Source organism: Kushneria halocnemicola, from assembly GCF_965650455.1.
Classification (GTDB): domain Bacteria; phylum Pseudomonadota; class Gammaproteobacteria; order Pseudomonadales; family Halomonadaceae; genus Kushneria.
This window is the reverse complement of the sequence record NZ_OZ287968.1, coordinates 851,016-874,642: the sequence shown is the minus strand read 5'-3', so window position 1 is coordinate 874,642 and position 23,627 is coordinate 851,016. Positions and strand designations below refer to the sequence as shown.

At 50.9% G+C, this 23,627-nt stretch carries 22 protein-coding genes; 2 read left to right on the top strand and 20 right to left on the bottom strand.

Going from position 1 to position 23,627, the window contains the following annotated elements; genetic code table 11:
- Positions 1 to 2: 2 nt before the first annotated feature.
- The 16 genes from fliT to ACS92L_RS03800 all read right to left on the bottom strand — a co-directional run bounded on the left by fliT (position 3) and on the right by ACS92L_RS03800 (position 17,520).
- Positions 3 to 353, bottom strand: coding sequence for a flagellar protein FliT (gene fliT, locus ACS92L_RS03875; RefSeq protein ID WP_438767208.1), 351 nt, complete (start codon positions 351 to 353; stop codon positions 3 to 5).
- A gap of 2 nt (positions 354 to 355) precedes the next feature.
- The gene (gene fliS, locus ACS92L_RS03870; protein ID WP_438767207.1) at positions 356 to 715 is read right to left on the bottom strand and encodes a flagellar export chaperone FliS; all 360 of its coding nucleotides are present in this window, start codon (positions 713 to 715) and stop codon (positions 356 to 358) included.
- A gap of 83 nt (positions 716 to 798) precedes the next feature.
- Positions 799 to 2,163 (bottom strand): flagellar filament capping protein FliD, encoded by a 1,365-nt coding sequence (gene fliD / locus ACS92L_RS03865; RefSeq protein ID WP_438767206.1) that lies wholly within the window; start codon positions 2,161 to 2,163, stop codon positions 799 to 801.
- Between the two features lie 86 nt (positions 2,164 to 2,249).
- Positions 2,250 to 3,089 (bottom strand): 3'(2'),5'-bisphosphate nucleotidase CysQ, encoded by an 840-nt coding sequence (gene cysQ, locus ACS92L_RS03860; protein ID WP_438767205.1) that lies wholly within the window; start codon positions 3,087 to 3,089, stop codon positions 2,250 to 2,252.
- A 205-nt stretch (positions 3,090 to 3,294) separates the two neighbouring features.
- Entirely contained in the window at positions 3,295 to 4,116 is an 822-nt protein-coding gene (locus ACS92L_RS03855; protein ID WP_438767204.1) for a glycosyltransferase family 2 protein, read from the bottom strand.
- Positions 4,113 to 4,946, bottom strand: coding sequence for a beta-1,6-N-acetylglucosaminyltransferase (locus ACS92L_RS03850; RefSeq protein ID WP_438767203.1), 834 nt, complete (start codon positions 4,944 to 4,946; stop codon positions 4,113 to 4,115). The genes ACS92L_RS03855 and ACS92L_RS03850 overlap by 4 nt, the downstream gene beginning before the upstream one ends.
- On the bottom strand, positions 4,943 to 6,010 hold the full coding sequence (locus tag ACS92L_RS03845; RefSeq protein WP_438767202.1) for a glycosyltransferase family 4 protein: 1,068 nt from the start codon (positions 6,008 to 6,010) through the stop codon (positions 4,943 to 4,945). Before ACS92L_RS03845 ends, ACS92L_RS03850 begins: the two co-directional genes overlap by 4 nt.
- 14 nt (positions 6,011 to 6,024) lie before the next feature.
- Positions 6,025 to 7,083 carry a hypothetical protein gene (locus ACS92L_RS03840; RefSeq protein WP_438767201.1) on the bottom strand — a complete coding sequence of 353 codons (1,059 nt, stop codon included), beginning with the start codon at positions 7,081 to 7,083 and terminating at the stop codon, positions 6,025 to 6,027.
- 11 nt (positions 7,084 to 7,094) lie between these two features.
- A complete protein-coding gene (locus tag ACS92L_RS03835) occupies positions 7,095 to 7,997 on the bottom strand; it encodes a glycosyltransferase family 2 protein (RefSeq protein ID WP_438767200.1) in 903 nt (300 codons plus the stop codon).
- A gap of 13 nt (positions 7,998 to 8,010) precedes the next feature.
- Positions 8,011 to 9,513 (bottom strand): lipopolysaccharide biosynthesis protein, encoded by a 1,503-nt coding sequence (locus ACS92L_RS03830; protein WP_438767199.1) that lies wholly within the window; start codon positions 9,511 to 9,513, stop codon positions 8,011 to 8,013.
- Positions 9,514 to 9,522: 9 nt separating this feature from the next.
- The gene (locus tag ACS92L_RS03825) at positions 9,523 to 10,683 is read right to left on the bottom strand and encodes a glycosyltransferase family 4 protein (RefSeq protein WP_438767198.1); all 1,161 of its coding nucleotides are present in this window, start codon (positions 10,681 to 10,683) and stop codon (positions 9,523 to 9,525) included.
- Positions 10,683 to 11,501: a hypothetical protein gene (locus ACS92L_RS03820; protein ID WP_438767197.1), complete on the bottom strand. Its 819-nt coding sequence runs from the start codon at positions 11,499 to 11,501 to the stop codon at positions 10,683 to 10,685. Before ACS92L_RS03820 ends, ACS92L_RS03825 begins: the two co-directional genes overlap by 1 nt.
- Before the next feature lie 160 nt (positions 11,502 to 11,661).
- Positions 11,662 to 12,948, bottom strand: a complete 1,287-nt coding sequence (locus ACS92L_RS03815) for a sugar transferase (protein WP_438767196.1) — start codon at positions 12,946 to 12,948, stop codon at positions 11,662 to 11,664.
- Between the two features lie 70 nt (positions 12,949 to 13,018).
- Complete coding sequence (locus ACS92L_RS03810) at positions 13,019 to 15,253, bottom strand: polysaccharide biosynthesis tyrosine autokinase (RefSeq protein ID WP_438767195.1); 2,235 nt, start codon at positions 15,251 to 15,253, stop codon at positions 13,019 to 13,021.
- A gap of 128 nt (positions 15,254 to 15,381) precedes the next feature.
- Positions 15,382 to 16,422, bottom strand: coding sequence for a polysaccharide export protein (locus ACS92L_RS03805; protein WP_438767194.1), 1,041 nt, complete (start codon positions 16,420 to 16,422; stop codon positions 15,382 to 15,384).
- Positions 16,423 to 17,136: 714 nt separating this feature from the next.
- A complete protein-coding gene (locus ACS92L_RS03800; RefSeq protein WP_438767193.1) occupies positions 17,137 to 17,520 on the bottom strand; it encodes a histone-like nucleoid-structuring protein, MvaT/MvaU family in 384 nt (127 codons plus the stop codon).
- A gap of 440 nt (positions 17,521 to 17,960) precedes the next feature.
- On the opposite strand from ACS92L_RS03800, the gene dinB reads away from it, so the two are divergent.
- Positions 17,961 to 19,004, top strand: coding sequence for a DNA polymerase IV (dinB, locus tag ACS92L_RS03795; protein ID WP_438767192.1), 1,044 nt, complete (start codon positions 17,961 to 17,963; stop codon positions 19,002 to 19,004).
- 30 nt (positions 19,005 to 19,034) lie between these two features.
- Here the strand turns inward: dinB and purU are convergent, their stop codons facing one another.
- A complete protein-coding gene (gene purU, locus ACS92L_RS03790) occupies positions 19,035 to 19,889 on the bottom strand; it encodes a formyltetrahydrofolate deformylase (RefSeq protein WP_438767191.1) in 855 nt (284 codons plus the stop codon).
- A gap of 206 nt (positions 19,890 to 20,095) precedes the next feature.
- On the opposite strand from purU, the gene ACS92L_RS03785 reads away from it, so the two are divergent.
- Positions 20,096 to 21,658 (top strand): ribonuclease J, encoded by a 1,563-nt coding sequence (locus ACS92L_RS03785; RefSeq protein ID WP_438767190.1) that lies wholly within the window; start codon positions 20,096 to 20,098, stop codon positions 21,656 to 21,658.
- 92 nt (positions 21,659 to 21,750) lie between these two features.
- Here the strand turns inward: ACS92L_RS03785 and ACS92L_RS03780 are convergent, their stop codons facing one another.
- The 3 genes from ACS92L_RS03780 to moaE form a co-directional block, all read right to left on the bottom strand.
- A complete protein-coding gene (locus ACS92L_RS03780) occupies positions 21,751 to 22,041 on the bottom strand; it encodes an H-NS family histone-like protein (RefSeq protein ID WP_086622989.1) in 291 nt (96 codons plus the stop codon).
- A 126-nt stretch (positions 22,042 to 22,167) separates the two neighbouring features.
- On the bottom strand, positions 22,168 to 23,157 hold the full coding sequence (gene moaA / locus ACS92L_RS03775; RefSeq protein WP_438767189.1) for a GTP 3',8-cyclase MoaA: 990 nt from the start codon (positions 23,155 to 23,157) through the stop codon (positions 22,168 to 22,170).
- The gene (gene moaE / locus ACS92L_RS03770; protein ID WP_438767188.1) at positions 23,154 to 23,606 is read right to left on the bottom strand and encodes a molybdopterin synthase catalytic subunit MoaE; all 453 of its coding nucleotides are present in this window, start codon (positions 23,604 to 23,606) and stop codon (positions 23,154 to 23,156) included. Before moaE ends, moaA begins: the two co-directional genes overlap by 4 nt.
- Between the last annotated feature and the right edge of the window lie 21 nt (positions 23,607 to 23,627).

The window sequence follows — 23,627 nt, the reverse complement described above, 5'->3', positions numbered from 1 at the left end:
ATCTATTCCCCCATCGGGGCCGATGCTGCGCTATAAGCACGGCTGACCTGCTGCTGTACCCGGCCCTGCCCCATCAAGTGACTGAGCTCGGCAAGTCTTTGCTGCAACAGGGCATGTAGCCGCTGATCGTTTTCCAGAAGCTGGGCCAGAATGTCTTTTTTGTGTGCCTGACGATCACTGTCCAGCGTAATCTGACCATCGCGCACTCGCAGGCGATCGATCTCGCAAAGATAGTCATGCTCAAGCGAGATGAGCTGTTGCCACTGACCTGCATCGGCATGGTCAAGCATCTCGTGGCTCAGCTTCAGCGCCCGTTCATAGCCCCGAATGATCAGGGCGCGTCTTTTTTCCATGTTCAGACCTGGCCGGCGGCAGTGGGTTGCTGAACACTCGGCCCGATCTCCTTCCAGGCACTGGCGATATTACTCAAAAGACTTTCGACATGCTCGATCAAGGCCTTGTCGCTGGAGACGTTGGCCTTTAAAAGAGAGCGTGTCATGTACTCATAAAGTGAGGACAGCCGCTCGGCCAGAGGGCCACCACGCGTCATGTCCAGACTGGCGCGCAACCCACCATCAATGATATCGATGGCCTTGGAAATCGCCATGCCACGACCGGCGATATCATTATGGTCCATGGCCCATTTGGCCTTGAAGATGGCTGCCATGGCGCCGTCGAACAGCATGACAATCAGCTGATGAGGCGATGCGCTCATGACGCCCGTCTCTACACCTACCGATGCGTAGGTGCTTGCCCCTCTTTGTGCATACATAGTTGGTATCCGCCACTAAAGACCGGTTAGTTCTTCGAAGCGCCGTTGAGCGCTTCAAACTGTTGGGTAAGATATGACTGCGTATTGTTAAGCTTGGACATCATCAAATCGAGCTGCTGAAACTGCTTTTTATAGCGTTCCACTGTCGTATCAATGGTCTCTTTCATTTTCAGGCTGCGGGCTTCGAGGCTTTTGACAGAACTTTCAAGGCCGGCCTTGGCACTGCCCACCGTGCCATTGTTTGTCAGCATCTGACTGATACTGCTGTCGAGTCTGGCCGCAATGCCGGTTTTGCCGTCTCCGGCAAAAAGCCCTTTCATGCCATCAAGATTGTTGGCCAGAGCCTTATCAAGCGTTTTCTCGTCGCTGATCTCGAGCTTGCCGCTCTTGCTGAGATCCTTGCTGAAACTGATGCCGGCCTCGAAGAGATAGTTGATACCTTCACCGGCTACCGCATCACTCATGACATTGCGCAGCGTGCTTTGAACAGAGCGCACGGTACTATTGCCCGTTAGTGCTGCACCCTTGACGCCATCCCCTTCGCCACTGACTTTGGTCAATGACGTAATCTTGTCGTTGAGCGCGTTGTAGGCTTTTACAAAGTCCTGCACTGCTGTTTTGACGCTTTCCGTATCCTGATTGACCGTAAGCTTTGTCGATGCACCATCGGCGGTTGTTTCGACAAGGTTGAGGGTCACGCCCTGAATGGCTTCTTCAACGGTGTTGGAAGCACTTGTAATGGCCAGGCCATTCACTGTCAGAGATGCATCTGCCGCCTTGACCGTTTCGGTTGTTCCGGAAAACAGCCCGTTAAGCTCGCTGTTGTCACTTGAAAAGGACATGGTTGATGCAGCACCGGTGGTCTGGGCATTCAATACCAGACGATAAGGCGTGCCGCTGCCATCATTGACAATAGAGGCTGTGACACCGGCATCGGCCTTGTTGATGGCATCGCGGATGCCGGCCAGTGATCCATCGGTAATATCGATATCGGTGGATTTTTCGCCCACCTTGACACTCAGTGTTCCTGTTCCGATAGCGCTTGTCGTATCGCCACGTCCGGCAGTGGCCAGAGATTGCGCCGTCGCCAGAGAATTGATCTTGATGTCATAACTGCCCGCGGCGGCGGTACTGCCTGCTGAGGCAGTCAACGCCGAGTTGCTGACCTTGGCAGCAAACCCTTCATACAGTTTGGAACTGTTGAGTTTCTGAGCCGCTGTCTGAAAACTTTCAAGCGAGTTTGTCAGTTGACCAAAGCCCGACAGTTTGGCGTTGGTCGAGGAAAGCTTGGAATTGATCGGCGCAAGCTTTTCCTGTTCTGCTGATTTCAAGCCTGAAAGCAGTGACGTCAGATCAAGATTGGAGCCGACACCCAGTGATTCGATAGCCATTTGTAATACTCCGGAATGGGAATCCTGGCAGGCAAAGTGGATTCATTGTTCTCTCAGAGACACTATCGGCAAAAGCCCTGAAATATTTAAGACAATCTGTCGCCGGAATTTTTCAAAAAATCGGGATGATTCCATTTGTCGCCGAGCCCTCGCCCCATGGCGACAAAACCCGGATTGATCAATGACGCGCGACAGTTGTATCGAAGCGCCTCCTCCGCTTGCAGAGTATCGCTATTGAGTTGAAGAACATGGCCGCCGGCTTCCTCGACAATGATCTGGGCGGCCCCGGTATCCCATTCACAGGTTGAGCCGGGCCTTGGGTAGCAATCGGCAGCACCTTCGGCAATGCGACAGAACTTCAGCGAGCTGCCGACGCCTTGCAGATCGTAGGGTGGCAGGGCTTTTAGCAAACGCTCGAACACCTCGCTGCCATGAGAGCGACTGCCTACCACTCTCAGTATCTGATCGGGCTGCCATGTTGTGGCGGCGATGGGCTCGGCTGGCTCATCGAAACGCTGTCGCCATGCTCCCTCACCCCTTGCGCCATACCACAGGGTTTTTAAAACGGGGGCTGCAATAACGCCAAGGATTGGATGACCTTCATGAACCAGAGCGATGTTGACCGTAAACTCACCGTTGCGGTTGATGAATTCCCTGGTGCCATCCAGAGGATCGACCAGCCAGAAGGTTGACCATGATCGTCGATTCTGTATGTCATCAGCGCCTGACTCTTCTGAAAGGACCGGCCATGACGGTGTCAAATCAGACAAACGGGCCGTGATGAGCCGATGTGCCGCCATGTCAGCCTGCGTCAGGGGGCTGTTGTCGGATTTGGCAGTGATCTCTATCGAGTCCCGGTAGATGCTCATGATGACACCGCAGGCATCCCGCGCGATTTGTTTTACGGACTCGAGCAGCGCTGTCATTGATTTACTCTCTTTATGTGGCATGAATACTATACCGTGGCCGGCGGCGACCGCCGAGCCTGTCAGGTCAGCCGAGTAACGCGGCTTTTACCCCCCTTATCAGGCGATCGGCGCGCAGAAAATTAAAAACCCCAATACAGGCTTTTGGCCTGTATCGGGGTTAAGACGTATTGCAGACACTTCCAGCGCTGTCACCATGCCTTCATCAGGCAGTCGGCTTTTTCCTCAAGACACCCTGATAAACGGCAGCCAGCAGCTTCTCGGGCATGAGGCGCAAGGGAGCTCTCTTGAGAACATTCATGCACATGGTACCCGGCCCGACAAAGCCCATGTCGAGAAACTTTTTCTGAAGCTTCACATCCTGCTTGAAGTAATGCCAGCCCCGCCGTCTTGCCAGCATGCCATTACCGACACGTGCGTTGACCAGAATATCGCTGACGTTGTCGATGTGACTGCCCTGGCAAAGTAGACGTGCCCAGAGATAATAATCTTCAATACCCAAAAAGTGCTGATAGCCGCCTGCCTTCAAAATTGCCGAGCGGCGAAACATGACGGTCATGTGGTTGACCGGACAGCGCGAGCGCGCAAAACGGGCAACCTGGTCCTTGCCGGTTGGCAGTTCCCGAATGGCATGAGGCTTTTGTGGATCCTCATTAAATTCGGCAATGGCGCCCCCGAGCATATCCACTTCAGGATGCGAGGCCATGTAGTTGACCTGAAGCTCAAAACGCCCGGGACAGCAGTGGTCATCGGTGTCCATTCGGGCGACAAGATCATTGCGGCACTGCTCAAGCCCTGTGTTAAGTGCTTCCCCCAGACCCTTGTTTTCCGGAAGCCTTACGGAGACGATATTCAGTGAGGGGCGATATTCATCAAGCGCTTCATGCAGTTGATCATTGATGGGGCCATCTTCGACAATGACAACCTCATCAGGCTGCACGCTCTGTGTCCTGATGCTTTCGAGGCACTCGCGTAGAAAGCGCGGTGACTCCTTGTCATATACGGACATCAGCACTGAAAATTTCATTGCAGCCTTTTCCTTGAATATTCTTTGAAAACTGTGTCATCGACTTTTCTGGCAAACAGATATCGGCCACTTTCCCGTGCCTGGGATAGCTGCTCTATCGTCAGATATTCGGGGCTTGCCTTGCCTTCATGCCACACGCAATACCGAAGATTGTAGTTATGAAAATGGATGCCAAGCTGTGCAAACAGGATTTGCAGAAAATGTTCATCGGCGCAACGCGTCATCCTGAACCGCTTAACGAAAGCGCTATTCAGATGAAGCCGAACCGTCATGACATCAGCACGGCACAGACTGAACCAGTTGCCCCCCTTCAACCTTGCTTCATCACCAAAGTTGTTGCGCATGGGCATAATGCGCTGAACTTCTCGCAGCATACGAGACGCCAACCGGTAAGGCAGAGTCCGGTTTTTTGGTGATTCTCCGAACGGCATAAATCGACGAACACGCCATTCATATTCGGGGAGCTCCTCGGATTCCAGATAACTTTTGCCATCCAGAAAACGATCCCATTCATCAGGGCAGAAAAGCGGCTGACATTCGCCACTGATGAGATGGTAATAATCAGCATCAGGAAATGTCTGCACGGCCTGCTCAATCAGTGCTATCTCGGCTTTAACCTGAGAGACACCCGACCAGTTAACGCTTACCGGATTACTGATGATGCATACCATAGACTGGTGCGCAAACTGTTCTGTCAGGGTGGCATGAAGCGTTGACTGATTGCGATCAACGTGAACAACAACCGACACTTTGTGCTTGAGCAGCCAATCAATAAACGCCTGAACATGCTCAGGATTTTTGTGGACCATCATTAAAACGGCATGTTTCATGACTTGCCCGCCTTTCCTCGTGCAACCATTACCTTTTTGTAAAGTGCCATATAATTCTGGCTCATGGCCTCGCCGGTAAATTGCTCCAGATAACGATTGCGGGCACGCTCGGATAGCAGCTGTCGACGCTCAAGCGCATCGGATATCGCGTTTTGCAAAGAAGTCTGATTACCTACCTCAAAAAAAGCGGCTTCATCGTCACGCAGAATTTCACGGAAAACACCTATATCACTGCAAACACAGGGCAAACCGACCGCCATGGCCTCAAGCAGTGCCAGCCCGAAACCTTCACTGACACTGGGCATCATGTAAACATCGTAATAAGGCAGAAAGGCGGAGACATTGTCCCTGTAGCCTGTAAACCAGCATCGATCGGCAACGCCGGCTTCTTCTGCCAGCGCGACAAGGTCCTCTCTGTAAGGACCATCACCCACAACCACGAGAGCACACTCGGGCGCTTTTGAAAGAACATTGACTACCTGGTCGATGCCCTTTCTTTTTATAAGATGTGCATTGGTTCCCAGCACATGGTAACGCTCGGACAGCGACGCTATTGCTGCCCGATCATCCGGAGAAAGGTCATGAGTATGTGCCAGCTCTCGAATACCGTTATGTACAACGTGAAGCTTTTTTTCCGGTAGATTGGGTCGATAGTAGCTGTATGCATCCTGAGTCAAAACGGCCAGACCATCCATTCGTCGCCAGACATTCATCCAAACAGGCGTTACAAAAGTGGCTGCTTTGCGACCATAGATATTTAGCAACTCGTCTCTGACATAGTTGTGTAAAGTCGAGACAAACACGCTTTTTTTATTAAACAGGGAAGCATAAACTCCCAGAAAATCGGGCCTGATGCCATGAGAATGAACGACATCAAATGATTCAAGGATACCGGTATTTCGAAAATCTATCTGCTGCGTTTCACAGCTGACTTCCAGAGAGGGGGGCCCGCGAAAATAAAAAACGGTTGATTCAACCCCCTCGGGCAGATTGTCCACAATGTTTTTAACAACGTTGGCCGGCCCGCTTGGCTTTAGTTCGGTGATAATCTGAGCAATTTTCAATGTCAGCTCCAGCCCTAGCCCGCAAGGCGCGCGGTGGTTATCAGGAAGTTGTATGCCGAGCTGAACAAGAACGTCGGGGCGATACCGGCCATGACAAACAGCATACGCATCAGGATTCTTTCATTTTGCGATTTGAAACTGCGATCCAGATTCGTAGCAAAGATGGGCATCGTCACGATAAGAAGCATCATGCCGATACGCTCGGCTTGAGCCCCACCCAGTACCGGGATGAAAGCCATGAAAGTAAATATTGAATAGGCCAGAGTTATATTGTGCTGTACGAACCGCTTCAGATTAAAGTTTTCGAGAACCAGTGCAACAAACGACATGGCCATAAACACTGCCAGGTACGCATAGGTTAATGAGATACCCGTAGAGGAAGACGATTTCGCCAGTTCGCTGTCTCCCAACGATGAGTAATAAACGCCTCCAAGCATGACCAGATAGAGCAACGCAAAAATGCTCTTATGGAATAGCTTGACTCTCGGGATCGCCATTCCATTGGTCACGGCAAAAATGTAAAGCAGCGGCATGTACACAATGGCGGCATTGTGTGAAAACAGTGCCAGCAAACCAAAAAAGCCTGCCACGACAAGGTTTCTTGCTCCGAAAAAGGCAAATAATACAAAAACGCAGGCAATCAACTGACGATATACGTTTTGATAACCCATCAATAGCGGAAAAAATACTATCATAAAGGGAATGACATACATTGGCACTTTGCTGCTCAGTCGACGGTTACCCATCGCATAAAACAATAGAGTCAGCCAGATCATGTCAATGACCCAAAGCGTTATAACATCATCCTGTATCCAGCTATATAGATAGCTGGAGCCAAACCAGTATACGAACTCTCTCGTATAGTAGGTCGAGGCTGTAGCAAAATCGAAATCAAAGGTAAGATATCGGGCATAACCTACCATATCGTAGTCAAATCCGGAGTTCCGGACGACCCACAGATAATAAGCAGCCACCACGTAGGTAACGAGAATCAGCGGTGTTCTTTTATTGACAAAGCAATAAAAAAAAGCGAGACAACATAACACCAGGTACCATGCAAGCTCAGCAGTCATATATCAACCCATCAGGATTTTTTTAATCTGGCAATGGCTTTATAAGTGCCAAGCAAATGAGGCAACAAAAAGAACAAACCGATCCTATCAAGCGCATCACCGGCGAGCTTGATCGTTTTGAACTTTGGCGTCAAAAGCTCAGGCATGATGCGATCCGAAAAGAAGCGATAGGCGCCATGGTCCTTTAAAAGAGCCGCCAGGACAAAATGTCGCTTGGCAAAACCACTGATATGTTTAGGATCCACAAGATACTTGTTCATGAATACCTTGCTGGCTTCCATATTCATGGAGCCACTCATACGCCCGTCACGATCGCAGTTCAAGCGGACACCCGGAACAGGATCGTACCCCCATGACCTGCTGTGCTCGGCCGTGTCGATCAGAAAACCCCAGTCCTGATGCTTGTTCAGGCTTTCATTGAATCGAAAGCTTTGCTTGCGCTCAGCCAGAAAGCTGATGGTCGATGTGCGGATATCCTTGTCTTCGATAAAAAGGTAGTGACGGGGGTCACGCACGTCAGGATTTTCAATAAAATCCTTTTCGCCATCGAGTGATACGTTTGTATAGGCCCCGAAACAAAAGTCATGCTGGCCCTGCTCCATGAACGCCAGACGCTCACCGATGTAGCCCGACTTGAAATGATCATCGGAATCGAGAAGAAAAATGTGGCTTCCCGAAGCACGTTCAATACCGATGTTTCTGGAGATGGCAGCGTTGGATTTTTTTTCCTTCTCTACAAGAAGGGTATTGGGTGAATCGGTCACGATCGATGACAGTGCCTTGATATCATCGGAGCAATCATCCACCAGAATGATTTCATAGTCATAATCACGTGCCGACCGGTGAACGCTTTCAAGTGTGTCCTTGATAAAACCACTGCTTCGATAAGTAGGAATGACGACTGAAATTTTCATTATCCGAACCTGGTTATCCTGCAATCAACTTCATTTTTCTTAAAGGCTTTTGCAATATTCTGGCGAAAAAGATCGCGGATTCATTTTTAAGCAAAACCCCTGCTATCAATACGATGGCCACCTGAGCAATACCGAAAACAACCAGATCGCAAAGGCTGGAGAGCGTTTTACTTGCCATAAATCCAAATGGCGATGGCATCAGATATACGCCAAGAAACATGACAGCCATCAGGACAGCGGAAAGCAGAACCGTGGAAGGCATGCCTTTTAAAAGAATTTCCATTCTGAAATTTTCGTTTTTGATATGTAGCAACCAGAAGCATTGTACGAAATTGAGCACACTGGCCATTGAGAGCAAAAACGCCACCAGATAAAGGTTATTCAGGTATACCCCGGTCGAGATGGCCAGTACGCTGGTGATGGACGAAAACACACCGCAATAGAATAGCGATTTTGTCTGGCCAAGTGTTTGCCATATACCGCCTGTAGTGGCAAGTACAATCTGAAAAATCAAAAACGGAGTCAGACACTGTAATATTACAGCGGAGCGCTCCCAGCCAGGGCCATAAAGCACATATATGATCTTGTCAGCAAAAAGGAATATATAGATGGCGACGAAAAATCCCAGAAAAAATATCTTGTTGACCAGACCATTATAACTTTCGGCCACTTCCTTTTGCCCAAAGGTGCTATAGACAGGTTGAAGCGCTGCTGTTGCGATGCCTGCTATATTCTGAATAGGAAGCATCATCAGGCGATAAGCCATATCGTAAAGACCAACGGCGGCCTCACCGATAAATTTTGAAATAAGTATCTTGTCGGAGTTTCTGGAAAAATAATTTAAAAAATTAAACATGAACTGGTACGTAGAAAACCCCAGTACCGTCCTGAATCCTGTCAGAGCCACTTTACCGACCAGATTGCGCCAGCCGGCATAAAAGCACACCAGAACAAAACGCATACCCGTATGAATAATGGATTTCCATACCAGTGCATATACGCCATATCCACGATAAGCCATGACACACGCAATGGCGCCCGATACCAGAGCGCTGATCAACGTTATGATGGCCACCACACTGAATCTTTTTTCACGTCTTAGCAGGGTCTCTGGCACGATCGAAATCACGGAAAACAAAATCATGGCGCCAATGAGTGGCATCACGCCATAATAAATTTCATTATTAAAGAAATCGGCAGCCACGAACGCGCCAGCTGAAAACGTGAAATACAGCGCAATGCCCAATATAAAACAAATAATGAAAAGGCCGCGTATCTCTTCTGTCGTCAGCTCCTTGTGATAGATGATGGCCGGTCCAAGCCCCATCTCTCCGAGAAGATTGAAGAAAAAGATAATTACCATGACGGTAGCCACAACGCCAAACTCGGTTGGCGTTAGAAATCGAGCCAGCACCATCGTGACAGCAAACTGTACGATCAGGTTTGAATATTTTTCGATGAAGCCAAAAACGAAACCGGATCTAAGATCACGGTTCATTGCATCCTTGTCACTCATTTGACTTCCTTATGCACCGCGATATAGCTCAAGTATTTTCCCACGATTGCTATCAGTACTGAAATGCGATAGTAAATCGTCTACCTGCTCTTTTTTAAGCGGTGGATGCTCGCTTTCAATAATATCCACGACGGCCTGATAAATGGCCTGACTGTTCTTGGCTTCAATAATCTGAGTCATGGGTTGATAGGGAGCACCACAGATTGTATCGGGCAAACCACCACTATCGGTAACCACTACCGGCAAGCCAACCGATATCGCCTCGAGAACAGCAATCCCGAAACTTTCTTCCTGCCCTGTTTCCTCATCCTGAATGGACGGCTGAATGTAAATATCGCTTGAGGACAGCGCCTCGAATATTTTTTCACGTGGCAGATCGACTTCGAAATCGACGGCTTTTTCCAGACCAAGATTGACAGCCTGCTGACGCAGCGCCCCTTCCAGCGGTCCAAAGCCGATCAATTTAAGCTTGACCTGTTTATATCCATTTTCATGGAGTCTCGACAGCGCATCGATCAGGTAAGTCTGCCCCTTGAAGCCCACGAATCGCCCAACATTGACGATGGCAACGTCATTGGCCAAGTCAATTCTCTTTTCTTCAAAATCCGCCATCGAAATATTGACACAGTTGGGCAACACAACGATTTTCTCGCTTTCAATGCCAAATATTTCCTGCAACTTCCTTTTCAAATAATGAGAAGGTGCCGTGAAATAGATATTGTCGTGCTGCTGGCATTTATATACTTTTTCTACATACTGTGGCTGCCCGTAAAGCTTGTTATTAACCACGTCGATGCCATGAGTCGAAACAATAATGCGACCACGAAAGCCTTTCTCGATAAGGTCATGTATGTTTTCAAAAAAATAATTGAAATGACTGTGCAACACATCCGGCTGAAGGTCGTTTACAACTCGTTGCAGCCTTTTTTGCTCAAAAACATGATAGTCATTGAAAAGTTTTCTACGGCCTCGTTTCAAAACCTTTTCAAAAATATTTCTACGGTCTATATCAAAGCTGATAACCTTGCTAAAGGGGCGTTCAACCTTATTGATATGCCGATTGGTCACAACATGGTTGTCCACCCCCAACTCTTCCATATCCACGATAAGATCATAAATAAACGTTTCGGAAGAATTGGAGAAATCAGAAACAAGATGAAGCACTTTCATCAAGATACATCCTTGTTAATGGTTTCTCTATACTGTTGCAGCTCTTCATCATCACCATGCTGAAAATAACCGTAACGGTCATTAAAATTGACCGGCTTCGCACGCCCAAATCCGAAGGGAAATACATCATATCCCTTGCCATACTTGAACAGCCAGTACTGTAATTTATTAATCAGCTTGTTTTTGAAGGTACTGTAATCTTTTTGATGGAAAAACTTCTCCGGCAGCCACTGCGCCAGTTTGGTTGAGGCAATGGCAAACTTCATTTCCGGCGTAATGACTTCATCTGTCGCTTTGATCCGGGCGTAGGCGTTCAAAAAGCCGGGTATCGCGGATTTCTTGATAATCATCATGGACTGCTGCAGAGGCTGTGGTGTATTCCCTCTGTCACCAAACATGAAATCAGAGCTCATGTTGTCGATCGCATGCTCGACGATCCCCTCGCCGAAAAGCAGCGCATCCTGTTCAACATATACCCAATACTCTGCTTCACTTGCATAGGTGTATGCCAGACCCACAAAAAAACATCTCGTACAGCCGGCATATTTGCCTAGATGGCTGGTCGAATGCCCACCATTGACGTCCATGCTGATAAATTCCATACGGTCATCATCAGGCAATTCAGGAATAGTGGGTGAAGCGGAATCAACCACCAGAATTTTCGTCGGTGACGTATGGCGATTTACCGATTCATACCAGTCGCGAAAAAAAGCTACGCCTCTTATTTCGCTTGAGCCATATTCAACTCTTTTATCATTTTCAGGTGTTTTTTCACCGCACCACCATCCAGAGTTGATTATGTAACTATATTTAGACATGCTCATTCCACACAGTACGAATCGTTTTGCCATACGATGCTGCTTGTATCGTATGACACGTCATGGACTATCGTTCGTTCGGGCAAACCAATAGCCCTAAAACAAAATTCTGAGCATCGACCATATAGCCAATACTCAGAATAATAGTCACGAACCAACCTTATCTGGCACCAAAGCCCGTCAACATTGTCTTGATCGTACGAATAACGATAAGAACGTCCAGCCAGAAAGAGAAATTCTTGATGTAGTAGAAGTCATGCTCGAGCTTTTTCGTCATCCCTTCTACTTCAGCGGCATAGCCGAGTTCAACCTGGGCCCATCCTGAAATTCCGGGACGTACAACGTGACGATAGTTGAAAAACGGAACATCCCGCTCGTACCACTCTGCAAGGTTGCATGACTCGGGCCTTGGCCCAATAAGACTCATGTCACCCTTGAGCACGTTGAAAAGCTGGGGCAGCTCATCGATACGATACTTCCTGATAACCTTTCCAACGCGTGTAATACGCGGATCTTCGCCTTCGGATGTAAAGCCAAGCCCGTCATGATTCATATACATGCTACGGAACTTGAACAGCTTGAATGGGCGACAATGGAAGCCCATGCGTTGCTGATTGAAAAAGGCCGGGCCCGGGTCATCCCTTTTGATAATAATGATGGTTGCCAGCATGATCGGCAGGACCACCGGCAATACCAGCAGGACCCCAAAAATATCGATCAAACGCTTGGCAAACTCATAGTTTTCACTGGGCGTAAGGCTGCCGTACTTGTTTTCGTACAAATGATCCAGATGCACTCGGCCGGTAATGGACTCATGAATCTGACGAGCATTGAAAACCGGGATACGATGGATTGTGCAGTCGGCAAGAAATTTCTGCCAGTTGTCATCCAGATCGGCACGAAGATCTGCAACAACACCATCGACACGCATGGTTTCAAGATCAGGCTTTTCCATCCAGCGCCAGTCGACACTCTTGTCATGGCAGAACTCGTGTACTCGCCCAAAAGGTACCACGGCCAGCTTGCGAGTCCTGTAACGAGTGCTGAGCTGATATCCAACAGAGCAATAAAGCACTGCAATCAGATAGGAAAGAACGATCTGCGTTGTCGCAATTTCAATCTGCAGGCTCAGCAGTATTGCCATCATCACAATGTAGGACATCGTGATGAAAGGAATAATGTACAAAAACGCCTTGGTTCTGGGGAAGTAAACGAGACGATGCACGGCAATGATCGCCACCAGATAAGCCAGCGCCGTACCAAATAGTGTTACGCAACGCTCAGCCTGCCACTCTGCTACGAGACTCCAGTTCCACTGAAAAAGCGCCGGCAGCAGCACGGCGATAATCAGCCCCAGCGCCTGATTAAAGCGATAGCTCAAAAGGAGCTTTTCATACCACCGTGAATGGCGACGATTTTGTTCCATGAAATTTGTGAACGTTTCCATGTTGCTTTTCTCACTTCCGATATGGCCACTCTACCTGAAGTAGAGTGGCCACGAGGCGTTCTCTTGATCTCTACGATTTTTTGCCGTAGCTGTAATGGTAATTGCCGTAGTTACCACCGTAGCGATGAGAGGCCGTCTGCTCGATACCGTTGAGCACGGCACCCTTGATTTCCACGCCGCTATGTTCGAATCGACGCCGTGCCTGTTCGATCTCGGCAGGAGGGTTTACGCCATATCGTGCCAGCAGCATATTGGTACCTGCCTGCTTGCCGATAATTGCAGCATCGGTGACGGCCAGGATGGGCGGCGTATCGATGATGATCAGGTCGTAGTTCTGATCGGCCCATGCCAGAAGTTCACTGAATCCTGCACTCATCAGCAGCTCGGCCGGGTTCGGCGGCGCGGCACCCCGTGAAATGAAGTCCAGCCCATCAACCCCACCTGAACGCACGACTTCGGCAGCTGTCGTTTTGCGCGCCAGTATATCGCTCAAGCCGTTTTCAGAACGCCCCTTGAAGACGTGATGCAGATGGCCCATGCGCATATCGGCATCGATTACCAGTACCTTCTGGCCAGCCTGAGCACAGACCACCCCCAGATTGGAAACCACGAAGCTCTTGCCGGCGCCCGGGCTGGCACTGCTGATCATCAGACGAGCATTGGGCGCTTCCATCATGGCGAAATGCAGGCTGGTGCGCAGGCTACGTACAGCTTCTACTGACTGATCGTCCGAATTGCGCAGGGCCAACACGCCGGTATCTACTGTATTTCTGGCACTCTGGTTATTCCCGATACGCAGACCACGATTGCCACGCACCCTTTTTACCAGACCACTTTGATTGCTGCTTAGCGGAACGGACGCGTAAACCGGCATACCAATTTGCTCAAGCTGTTCGGGGCTTTCGATGCCGCGATTCATGATACGACGGATCAGAACCACGATAATGGCAACCACGAGCCCCAGAACGAAGGCGATAACAGTGATGAGAGCCTTGCGCGGCGCCACCGGGCTGTTTTGCAGCGTTGAATCGTCGATGACACGAACGTTGCCTACAGCGCCTGCCTTTGCAATGTTCATCTCCTGCATGCGGTTCAGCATCTGAACGTACATTTCCTGATTGACATTTACGTCACGCTGCAGGCGAAGTACTTCCTGCTGTGTTTCAGGCAGGCTGTCGACACGCTTTTGCAGCCTTTCCTTTTCTGCATTGAGCTCTTCGCGCTTTTCCAGAAGCGCCTGATACTGAGGATGGCTTCTGTTGAAGCGGCGAGAGAGATCCGCCTCGTCGAATCGCAGCTGATTGAGCTGATTATCGATGTTGACGATCTGACTCAGTACCGAGGAAGTCTCCTGATCCAGATCCACGGAGTCCTGATTGACGCGATAGCTGTTGAGCTTGTTTTCTGCCTCTACAAGGCTGTCACGAACACGCGGGGCCTGATCGTTAAGGAAATCGAGGCTGTTTTGCGCTTCGGCGGACTGCCTTTCGATGTTTTGTGTGATGTAGATATCGGTAATGGCCTTGAGGCTGTCACGGATCTCGCTTCGATCAGTGCCCTGAAGGGTCAGTCTCAGGATACCCGTACCGGAACGACCTACCTCTTCAACTTCAAAACCACCACGAAGACTATTGATGGCTGACAAACGCGAGCGCTTCACGACAGTAAACTCTGCTCCCTGCCCTGCCGTCATGTCCATGATACGCATTTCAACGTTGCCATCACGTGACTGTGCCAGCTGGCCTACCTGGCCTTCCAGAATCAGCTCGCCATCGGCACGCAGCTCATAGCGGTCGTTGCCCTGCGATTTGATGGTCAGCGGTCTGTTGATCCAGCCGTCCGGAACGACAAAACGTGTGACATTGATGCTTTCACCGGCCCATACCGACGACCAGCCCTGAGCAAAGGAAGGACGCTCAATGCCGCGGCGCGCCAGCGTGTCTCCCAGAACAGGAAGACCTTCCGGCTTGATGCTCAGCTGAAGATTGAGGCGGTCGGCAGCCTGCCCAAGCACCATTCTCGATGTAAGAATCTGCATCTCGGCCGTCGAGCGGGGTGTGTCCCCGAAAACGCCCAGATTCTGGACCGGATTATTGGCCGGATTGGCACGACCTTCTATCTCAAGGAGGGCATCACTTTGATAGACGGGCGTTTTAAATGTGACGTAGAGAATCCCAAGGAACGTAAACACACATACGATCAGAGCGATTAGCCATTTGTTGTCGACCATCAGACCGAAAAGACGGCCTAGATCAAGCTCTTCGCCGGAATCGGCTGACTGATATTTTTCAGTATTCGAGGCCATATTGATTTATCACTGATTCCATTTACGAAATGGTACATGAGCATATCTGTCAGTTTTATACAGCGCTCATTTCCGATACTGCCGCCTCAGGGGTCGCGCTATCCAGCAGACTGGATAGCGCGGACACATTAGAGGTCGTTATAGTCCCTGACTGAGCCAACCGATTGACGCGTAAGGTTGGTTGACGGCAGCAGCTGGCTGATCACGCGGTTCCAGCGGCTGATTGGCGCGGTAGTGACATAGACAATGTCTCGCGGCTCAAGCTGGAACTCAGTGCCAATGACATAGGCTGCGGCATTGCTGGCATCCAGCTGGTAGACAGTCGCCTGCTTGTCGCCCGGCCCACCCTGTCTGATCACGAAGATACCCGATGCGCGCGCCTGGATTTCGTCGATTCCGCCCGACTGACTCAATGCATCGACCAGATTGAATCGATGACCGCCCATCGGAAGATCCTGAGGCCTTTGAACCTCACCCAGCACATAAACCTTCTCGCTGCCTACATCAGGTATATGCAGCACGTCACCATCGTGAAGCAGACGGTTCTGGCTGATCTGGCCGTTTTGCAGCATGTCATAAACGTTGATGATCTCTTCCTGACCATTGTGCGTCAGTATGACGTGACGCCAGTCCGCATTTTCGTTGAGACCACCGGCGCTACTGATGGCATCCAGCACCGTCAGCGGCGTGTTGGTGATCGCCTGCTGGCCGGGGTTGGACACCTGCCCGCTTATGTAGGCTTTCTGGGACTGGAAGCTGGCAATGTTGACCTCGACCTGAGGCTCGGCGATGTAATCGGCCAGCGCCGAAGCGATCTGACTGCGTACGTCTGCCACGCTTTTGCCGGCAACCTGTAAACGCCCAACATAGGGATAAAAGATGGTGCCATCGCTGTGAACGACGTTACCGGTTTCGACAGTACTGCGCTCGCCGCCGGCCGGAATCGTAAGCTCGGGATGGTCATAGACGACGATATTGAGGATATCGCCCTTGCCTATCCGATAATCGTAATCGCTGGCGTCGTAACTCAGATCCGCGGTGGCCTCTTTCAGGCTTCGCTGAGAGCTGACTTCCTTGCGTGCAGCATTCTGCGCCTGCACGAGGCCAAAGGTAATGGGCTGAACATCTACCAGCTCATCGATGGGTGGCCCCGAATTGTCATAGGGCATATCACTGCCGGGAGAAAGAACACAGCCTCCCAGAAAAAGGGAACTCCCCAACAAGGCACAACTCAGCAGCCGCTTCATTAACCGCTTACTCCTGTCAAAATTATTCCGGCGTCTGGACACGCTACCGCCACGGAATGCCGATACTGGCGTGTTTCCGAGGCCATAAGATACCGCCGATGTCGCTTTTTCTACCCGGCGCTTGCCGAGCGGTATCGCATGATGCAGCAGTCCATGACTGCAAGTCGAATCGACGCCTCAATAATATGACCCGACCCGATTAAAGAATCGGCAAAAAAGCCCAAGGCCTTTAATTAAAGGTCAGATAAAATTATTCAGACTTCTGGATTGCTGCCGATGCTATCAGACCCCCATGGGTGGGGGTATGCTGCTTTGCGCATCATTATTTCGGGATTCTACAGCACCAGCATCTCGCCGGCCATTAACGACACTTCGTTTTACGACCCATCATGTCACGACGTGTTACGAAAACAACTGAAAAACGACATTGGGCTGTACTTCAGCTCACCGCGCAGTAGTTTAAAACAGTGCCACTTCGATATTTGTGCAGAAAACATCATGGGTGTAGAAATACTGGCAAAGATCACAACGGCATAACGGGATGGCAGGGTAATATCGTCTCGATGATCTGCTGACTTGAGAAAACCATGAACATAAAAAAGGGGCCGTTAAAACGGCCCCTCTGGAAGAAAAAACTTACTCGGTACGCTCAAGCCACTGCTCGACCGTATCGTTGCCGTACTCTTCCTTCCACGCCTTGAGCGTTTTCTGATTACCGCCGCGGGTTTCCACAACTTCCCCGGTATGCGGATTACGATACACTTTCAACTTGCGCTTGCGTCGACCTGCTCCCTGAGTTTCGGAAGACGATGCCTGTCTTGCAGGCGACTGTTCGCTATCAGGATTCAGAAGCTCGATGACGTCTGCGGCTGTCTTTTCATGCGCCTTCATGAGCTGTTCAAGCTTTTCCTTGAACTCAAGCTCACCCTTGAGCCTTTGGTCCTGCTCGAGCTGCTGTAGCTCATCACGCAGTTGCTTGAGCAGTTGTTCTTTTTTCATGTATTCATTTAACAGCGACATTACCGACCTCTTCAGCTAATACACATCTCTTGACGAGATGCTGACCCCGCGGTCTATTAAAATAGTTTTAATCTCTGGTGCATCGGATAATACGTCAAAAAAATTGCACTTTAAAGTAAAAACTGGCTTCAACAACTCATTTTGAGCACAACGGATCATATATATCTACGTCTTTTCGACACCTTTAATATTAGCATGATTGCAAATAGATAACCGACAGTTCAAACCATTCTGGAGTACGCGCTTTCCCGCATTGTCGTGGCACGACTTATCATCGATTGAAACAACAGACGTTATCATTACTTCAAGCGAGTCAGTAATTAGACAGGACACGACTGCATGAGCCCGAAACAGTGGTGTTTTGATGAACAAGAATGAAGTATTTACACAATAGTGGTCCTGTAGTATGTATATCCATACAGCCACTTCCAAGATTTGTGATGCGCAAGATACTTCACGCTGACTGCGACTGCTTCTATGCAGCCGTTGAAATGCGCGACAACCCTGCCCTGCGAGATGTTCCACTGGTGATCGGTGGACGGGCGGAACAAAGAGGGGTTGTGGCCACCTGTAACTATCCGGCACGCACCTACGGTATACGCTCGGCCATGTCGATGGCGCATGCGAAAAGGCTTTGTCCGCACCTTCATCGCTTGAGCCCCGACTTTGAAAAATATCGGCAGGCCTCAAACCAGGTACAGGATATATTCCGCGAGCTGACACCACTTATCGAGCCATTATCACTTGATGAGGCCTTCCTGGATGTCACGCACATAGAGCGCATGCAGGGTAGCGCCACATGGATGGCGCAATGGCTCAAGCAGGAAGTGCAGCAACGTGTCGGTATCACCATCTCGGTGGGCGTTGCCCCCAACAAGTTTCTTGCCAAGATCGCCAGCGACTGGCAAAAGCCCGACGGTCTTTACACCATTACGCCCGATCAGATCAGCAAATTTCTGGACCAGCTTCCCATCACAAAACTACACGGCGTAGGGCCGGCCACGGCCAAAAAGCTCGAAGCTCAGGGAATCCATACGTGCAGGGAGCTCAGAACCATCGAGCTTGCAACGCTTCTGGATGAGTTTGGCAAGTTCGGCGTACGACTCCATGAACTTGCACGAGGTATCGATGAGCGTCCGGTCAAGGTGGAAAGAGAACGAAAGTCCATCAGCGTGGAAACCACGTTCGATCGTGACCTGCCTACCATGACCGTCTGCCGTGAAAAAATAACCGATCTTGTAACACGCCTTGAGGAGCGTATTGCACGCAATCAGCATCCGGCGATCAACAAGCTGTTCGTCAAGATTCGCTTTGACGATTTCTCGATCACGACCATGGAAACCGCCGGGCAGGCACCTGCACTGGAAAGCTTTTTGCCGCTGTTTGATACCGCCTGGCAGCGGGCAGAGCGCCCGGTCAGGCTACTGGGAGTGGGCGTAAGGCTGGTGCCGGAAGATGCACAGCGACAGCTGGGCCTTTTTTAACTCAAGCCCGGGCTGTCGCCAGAGTGACACTCAGGAAAAAACGACTGTCTTGTTACCATCGATCAGCACTCGATCCTGCAGGTGCCAGCGTACGCCGCGCGCCAGTACGGATTTTTCAATATCCCTACCCAGTCGGACCAGATCGCTGGTGGTATGGCAGTGCGTCACACGCTGAATATCCTGCTCGATGATCGGACCGGCATCCAGCTCCTGAGTCACGTAGTGACAGGTCGCTCCGATCAGCTTGACCCCACGGGTATGGGCCTGATGGTAGGGCCTTGCACCGGCAAAGGAAGGCAGAAAACTGTGATGAATATTGATGATCTGCCCGCTGTAGCGCTCGCAAAGCGAAGGGGGAATGATCTGCATATAACGCGCCAGAACGATGGTATCGGCCTGACTGTCCTCAATAACCCGCTCGATACTCGAAAAGGCAGGCGCCTTGTCATCGGCAGCCACCGGAATATGGTGATAATCGATACCGTGCCACTCAACCACGCTGCGCATGTCATCGTGATTGGAGATGACGCCTGCAATATCACAGTCAAGCTCACCGGCCGTCCAGCGATACAAGAGGTCGACCAGACAGTGGGACTCGCGTGACACCATGATCATCAAACGCCGACGCTTTTGCTCGCCATCGCGCCATTGCCACTGCATATCAAACTCTTCGGCAATGGAGGCAAAGGCACGGCGAAAGGTATCGCTATCGGCACGCATGTGTCGGGTCTCGACTTCATAACGCATGAAAAAGCGTCCGGTTTCCAGATCCGAATGCTGATTGGCTTCGGTAATAGAGCCGCCCTTCTCGGCGATGAACGACGAAACACGCGCAACAATACCAACACGATCGGGGCAGGTTACCACTAGACGACAAAGGGACATCGAAATCACGCTACTCGGTCAAAGAGAGGAATTGTAGCGAATTCAGATGCTTTTGAGCAGTGTTCGTTGTGAGCAAGTGATGCGTTGCGTATAGTTGATATCAAACTATCGCCGGACCCGCCATGGATCAGACACGCGTACAAGTTCGCCCCCGTCGCCGCTCTGAGATTGAAATATTACCGCTTGGCGGCTGCGGTGAAATCGGCATGAACCTGATGCTTTACGGCTTTCAGTCCCGATGGCTGATCGTCGATTGCGGCATGGCCCTGCGTCAGGACCTTCCTGATACACCCCTGCAGATCCCCGATATCTCCTCGCTGGCAACGCTTGGCATTCGCCCCGAAGCCATTGTCATTACTCACGGCCACGAGGATCACCTCGGCGCTTTGGGCTGGCTCTGGCCACGCCTTGGCTGTCCGATATATGCCACACCTCTGGCGGCCGGCATTGCACGTCAAAAGCTTGTCGAGCAGGGACTTGCGACCGATGCCATTCGCACCTTTACGCCGGGCAGCCGTTTTGATGCGGGCCCCTTTGGCGTACAGAGCATCAATGTTGCGCACTCCATACCGGAAAGTGTCTCGCTGCTGCTCGAAGTAGATCGGCATCGCGTTTTGCATACCGGAGACTGGAAAATCGATCCTGCGCCCGTTTTGGGGGCGAGAACCCGCGAGCAGGACTTTACCCGAATTGCTCCCGTGGATCTGGTCGTGGGTGACTCGACCAACGCCATGGTAGAGCACCATTCGCGTAGCGAAGGTGATGTGGCCAAAACGCTCGAAAAGCTCATGGAGGGCTGTGAAGGGCGCATTGTGGTCAGCTGTTTTGCCAGCAATCTCGCACGCATTCTGGCAGCAGGTCTTGCCGCACGCCGCCATCATCGACGCATTGCCCTGCTGGGCAGGGCAATGGAAAAGATGGTGCGTCTGGGACGTGAACTGGGCTATCTGGATGACTTCCCGGAGACGGTTCCACTATCGGATATCGGCTATCTTCCCAGTGAAGAGATCCTGATTCTGGCCACCGGAAGTCAGGGAGAGCCCCGAGCCGCCCTCTCCCGCCTGGCAGCCAATCAACACTCGGCGCTCGAGATCGAGCCGGGTGATTGCATCATTTTTTCTTCGCGAGCCATCCCCGGCAATGAAAGAGCCGTTGCCCGACTGCAGCAGGCATTTACGCAAAGAGGCGCGCGCGTTTTCAGCGACGAGACACACCCGGGCCTGCATGCATCGGGTCACCCTGGTCGCGACGAACTGCTCAGCCTGTATCGCTGGGTTCAACCGGCCCACCTTCTTCCCGTTCACGGGGAAAGTGCGCATCAGCAGGCGCACTGTGACATTGCCGACACACTGGGCATCAAGAGTTCGATACTTCCCGTCAATGGACAGTGGTTGCGATGGAACGGCAAGCGAATGACGGTGGAGGACACGCTGAATCTTTCTCCGGTTATCATTTCTCAGCGCAAGCGAGCAAGAAAACCTTCAGTCCGTCAAAACGATACGGTTATTGTGCTGCCCGTCACCTATCAGGCTGAGACAGGGCAATGGCAACGGGTAGGCAGGATGCTGATCGACAGTCAGATCGATGCTTTCGTGGACGAGGAAACTCTTGGAGACTGGGTAGACATTACGCTGGAAGGCATGGCCGCGCGCTCTACGCGAGAGCTGGCGCATCTACTTGAAGACCGCGCCAATCACTGGCTCGGTGAGCAGCTTCGTCAATCGTCGAAAGTCACGATCGACGTTATTGATACGACGCTACAGCAGTAATAACAACCCTGATGTGAAGCCGTGTAGTCATCACGGCTTTTCATGAAAAAAGTGGCGGGTCATGAGGACATGCTTGGTACGCCGAAGGGGAATCAGGCATTGGCATCCTTGGGTGGCCGGCCCCGGCGCTTTCTTGGTTGCTCGTTGCCGACAAGGTCATTTACGGATAAGCCGGCATCTGTCATGGCAGCGCGGATTTCGGCAAGCTTTTGTTCCTTGCTTGCTTCTTCCTGACGACGCTTTTGCTCCTCTTCCTGCTTTTGTGTCATGACCTCATCGATGATTTCAGACAGCTTGCTCAACTGCTCCATGCTCAATTGACGCGCTGCGGCCCTGGCCACATTCTTGTTGCGAGCAATCTTTTCCAATGTCTCTGTCGACATATCCAGCACTCCAAATAAAAGACATATGCCTCGAGTAGTATATACCCTGAAAAGGGGTTAGCAATTATTCGTCACAAAGAAAAGGGCCGACATGAGTCGGCCCTTTTTTCATGAAAGCAAAGCGCTCTACCCGCCGGTCATGTTCATGAATCTGACAATCTGCACATCACCATCGGTGGTAAAATGGTGACGATGCGGCTTGAGAGACATCGAGTCACGAATTCGCTGCTTCAAGGGCTCTATTTCCCCGGGGTTGTCACGAATAACTTCGCGCAGATCCGTGGAATGTTCGTTACCAAGACACAGCAGGAGCCTGCCTTCACAGGTCACGCGCACCCGATTGCAGCTATCGCAAAAGTTATGGCTGTGAGGAGAAATGAACCCGATTCTCGAGTTGCTGTCCGACATACGGTAATAGCGCGATGGGCCGCCCGAATTTTCCGGAGAGTGCAGCAGCGGATAGCGGGTTTCGATAATCGAACGCACTTCATCGCTGGAACAAAAGGTCTCCTGACGCGAATGTTCCGAGACATTACCCAGCGGCATTTCTTCGATAAAGCTGATATCGATTGCTTCATCACGCGCAAACTCTACCAGATCCAGTATCTCATCATCATTTCGTCCCTTGAGAATGACAGCATTGAGCTTGATGCGCTCAAAGCCGGCTTCTTTCGCAGCGCGAATGCCATCAATGACCTTTTCGAGGTTGCCGGTCCGGGTAAGCTCCCTGAAGCGTTCAGCGTTCAGGGAATCAAGGCTGATATTGAGCCGCTGCATGCCGGATTGACGCAGCGATGGCGCATAGCGTCTCAGCTGAGCGCCATTGGTGGTCATGGTGAAATCACGGAGCCCTTCCAGCGCCCCGATATTGCTGACCAGCTCATCGATATTGCGACGTACCAGCGGCTCGCCACCGGTCAGACGAATCTTTTCTACACCAAGCTCTGTAAATGCCTGCGCAACCAGCGAGATTTCCTCGATGGAAAGCACCTGATCACGCGGAAGAAAGGTCATTTCTTCACTCATGCAATAGACGCATCGGAAATCGCAGCGGTCCGTTACAGAGATACGAACGTATTTAACGCGACGACCAAAATCATCAATCAATTCACTCATTGCTGCTCCCAGCGCTTCAACGACGCCAGATCGCTTTCACGCTCGCTGACCCAGTAAGCACCGCCAAGGGTGTGTTCCTTTTTCCAAAAGGGTGCACTGGTCTTTAAAAAATCCATGATAAAAGCGCAGGCTTCAAAGGCGGCATGACGATGAGGGGTACTGACAAGTACCGCTACAATATCATCGCCCGGCGTCATGTAACCGATGCGATGAACAATGATGGCATCGTTGATCTGCCAGCGACTTCGCGCTCGCTCGACAACATTTTCCAGCGCCCTTTCGGTCATGCCCGGGTAGTGTTCAAGCGTCAGCGCCGTCACCTCCGGCGATTCATTGAAATCCCTGACCCGTCCGACAAAGCTGACCACTGCACCCGTATCGTAACTGCCTTGTGAAAGACGTTTATGCAGGACACCAATATCGAAAGGCTCATTTTGTATCGTAATCATGCAACCTTTCTGACTGCCATG

Bases quoted from the DNA above. Each gene is read 5' to 3' on its own strand.
- fliT (WP_438767208.1), bottom strand. From the start codon at position 353: ATGGAAAAAAGACGCGCCCTGATCATTCGGGGCTATGAACGGGCGCTG.
- fliS (WP_438767207.1), bottom strand. From the start codon at position 715: ATGAGCGCATCGCCTCATCAGCTGATTGTCATGCTGTTCGACGGCGCC.
- fliD (WP_438767206.1), bottom strand. From the start codon at position 2,163: ATGGCTATCGAATCACTGGGTGTCGGCTCCAATCTTGATCTGACGTCA.
- cysQ (WP_438767205.1), bottom strand. From the start codon at position 3,089: ATGACAGCGCTGCTCGAGTCCGTAAAACAAATCGCGCGGGATGCCTGC.
- ACS92L_RS03855 (WP_438767204.1), bottom strand. From the start codon at position 4,116: ATGAAATTTTCAGTGCTGATGTCCGTATATGACAAGGAGTCACCGCGC.
- ACS92L_RS03850 (WP_438767203.1), bottom strand. From the start codon at position 4,946: ATGAAACATGCCGTTTTAATGATGGTCCACAAAAATCCTGAGCATGTT.
- ACS92L_RS03840 (WP_438767201.1), bottom strand. From the start codon at position 7,083: ATGACTGCTGAGCTTGCATGGTACCTGGTGTTATGTTGTCTCGCTTTT.
- ACS92L_RS03835 (WP_438767200.1), bottom strand. From the start codon at position 7,997: ATGAAAATTTCAGTCGTCATTCCTACTTATCGAAGCAGTGGTTTTATC.
- ACS92L_RS03830 (WP_438767199.1), bottom strand. From the start codon at position 9,513: ATGAGTGACAAGGATGCAATGAACCGTGATCTTAGATCCGGTTTCGTT.
- ACS92L_RS03825 (WP_438767198.1), bottom strand. From the start codon at position 10,683: ATGAAAGTGCTTCATCTTGTTTCTGATTTCTCCAATTCTTCCGAAACG.
- ACS92L_RS03820 (WP_438767197.1), bottom strand. From the start codon at position 11,501: ATGTCTAAATATAGTTACATAATCAACTCTGGATGGTGGTGCGGTGAA.
- ACS92L_RS03815 (WP_438767196.1), bottom strand. From the start codon at position 12,948: ATGGAAACGTTCACAAATTTCATGGAACAAAATCGTCGCCATTCACGG.
- ACS92L_RS03810 (WP_438767195.1), bottom strand. From the start codon at position 15,253: ATGGCCTCGAATACTGAAAAATATCAGTCAGCCGATTCCGGCGAAGAG.
- ACS92L_RS03805 (WP_438767194.1), bottom strand. From the start codon at position 16,422: ATGCCCTATGACAATTCGGGGCCACCCATCGATGAGCTGGTAGATGTT.
- ACS92L_RS03800 (WP_438767193.1), bottom strand. From the start codon at position 17,520: ATGTCGCTGTTAAATGAATACATGAAAAAAGAACAACTGCTCAAGCAA.
- dinB (WP_438767192.1), top strand. From the start codon at position 17,961: ATGCGCAAGATACTTCACGCTGACTGCGACTGCTTCTATGCAGCCGTT.
- purU (WP_438767191.1), bottom strand. From the start codon at position 19,889: ATGTCCCTTTGTCGTCTAGTGGTAACCTGCCCCGATCGTGTTGGTATT.
- ACS92L_RS03785 (WP_438767190.1), top strand. From the start codon at position 20,096: ATGAACCTGATGCTTTACGGCTTTCAGTCCCGATGGCTGATCGTCGAT.
- ACS92L_RS03780 (WP_086622989.1), bottom strand. From the start codon at position 22,041: ATGTCGACAGAGACATTGGAAAAGATTGCTCGCAACAAGAATGTGGCC.
- moaA (WP_438767189.1), bottom strand. From the start codon at position 23,157: ATGAGTGAATTGATTGATGATTTTGGTCGTCGCGTTAAATACGTTCGT.
- moaE (WP_438767188.1), bottom strand. From the start codon at position 23,606: ATGATTACGATACAAAATGAGCCTTTCGATATTGGTGTCCTGCATAAA.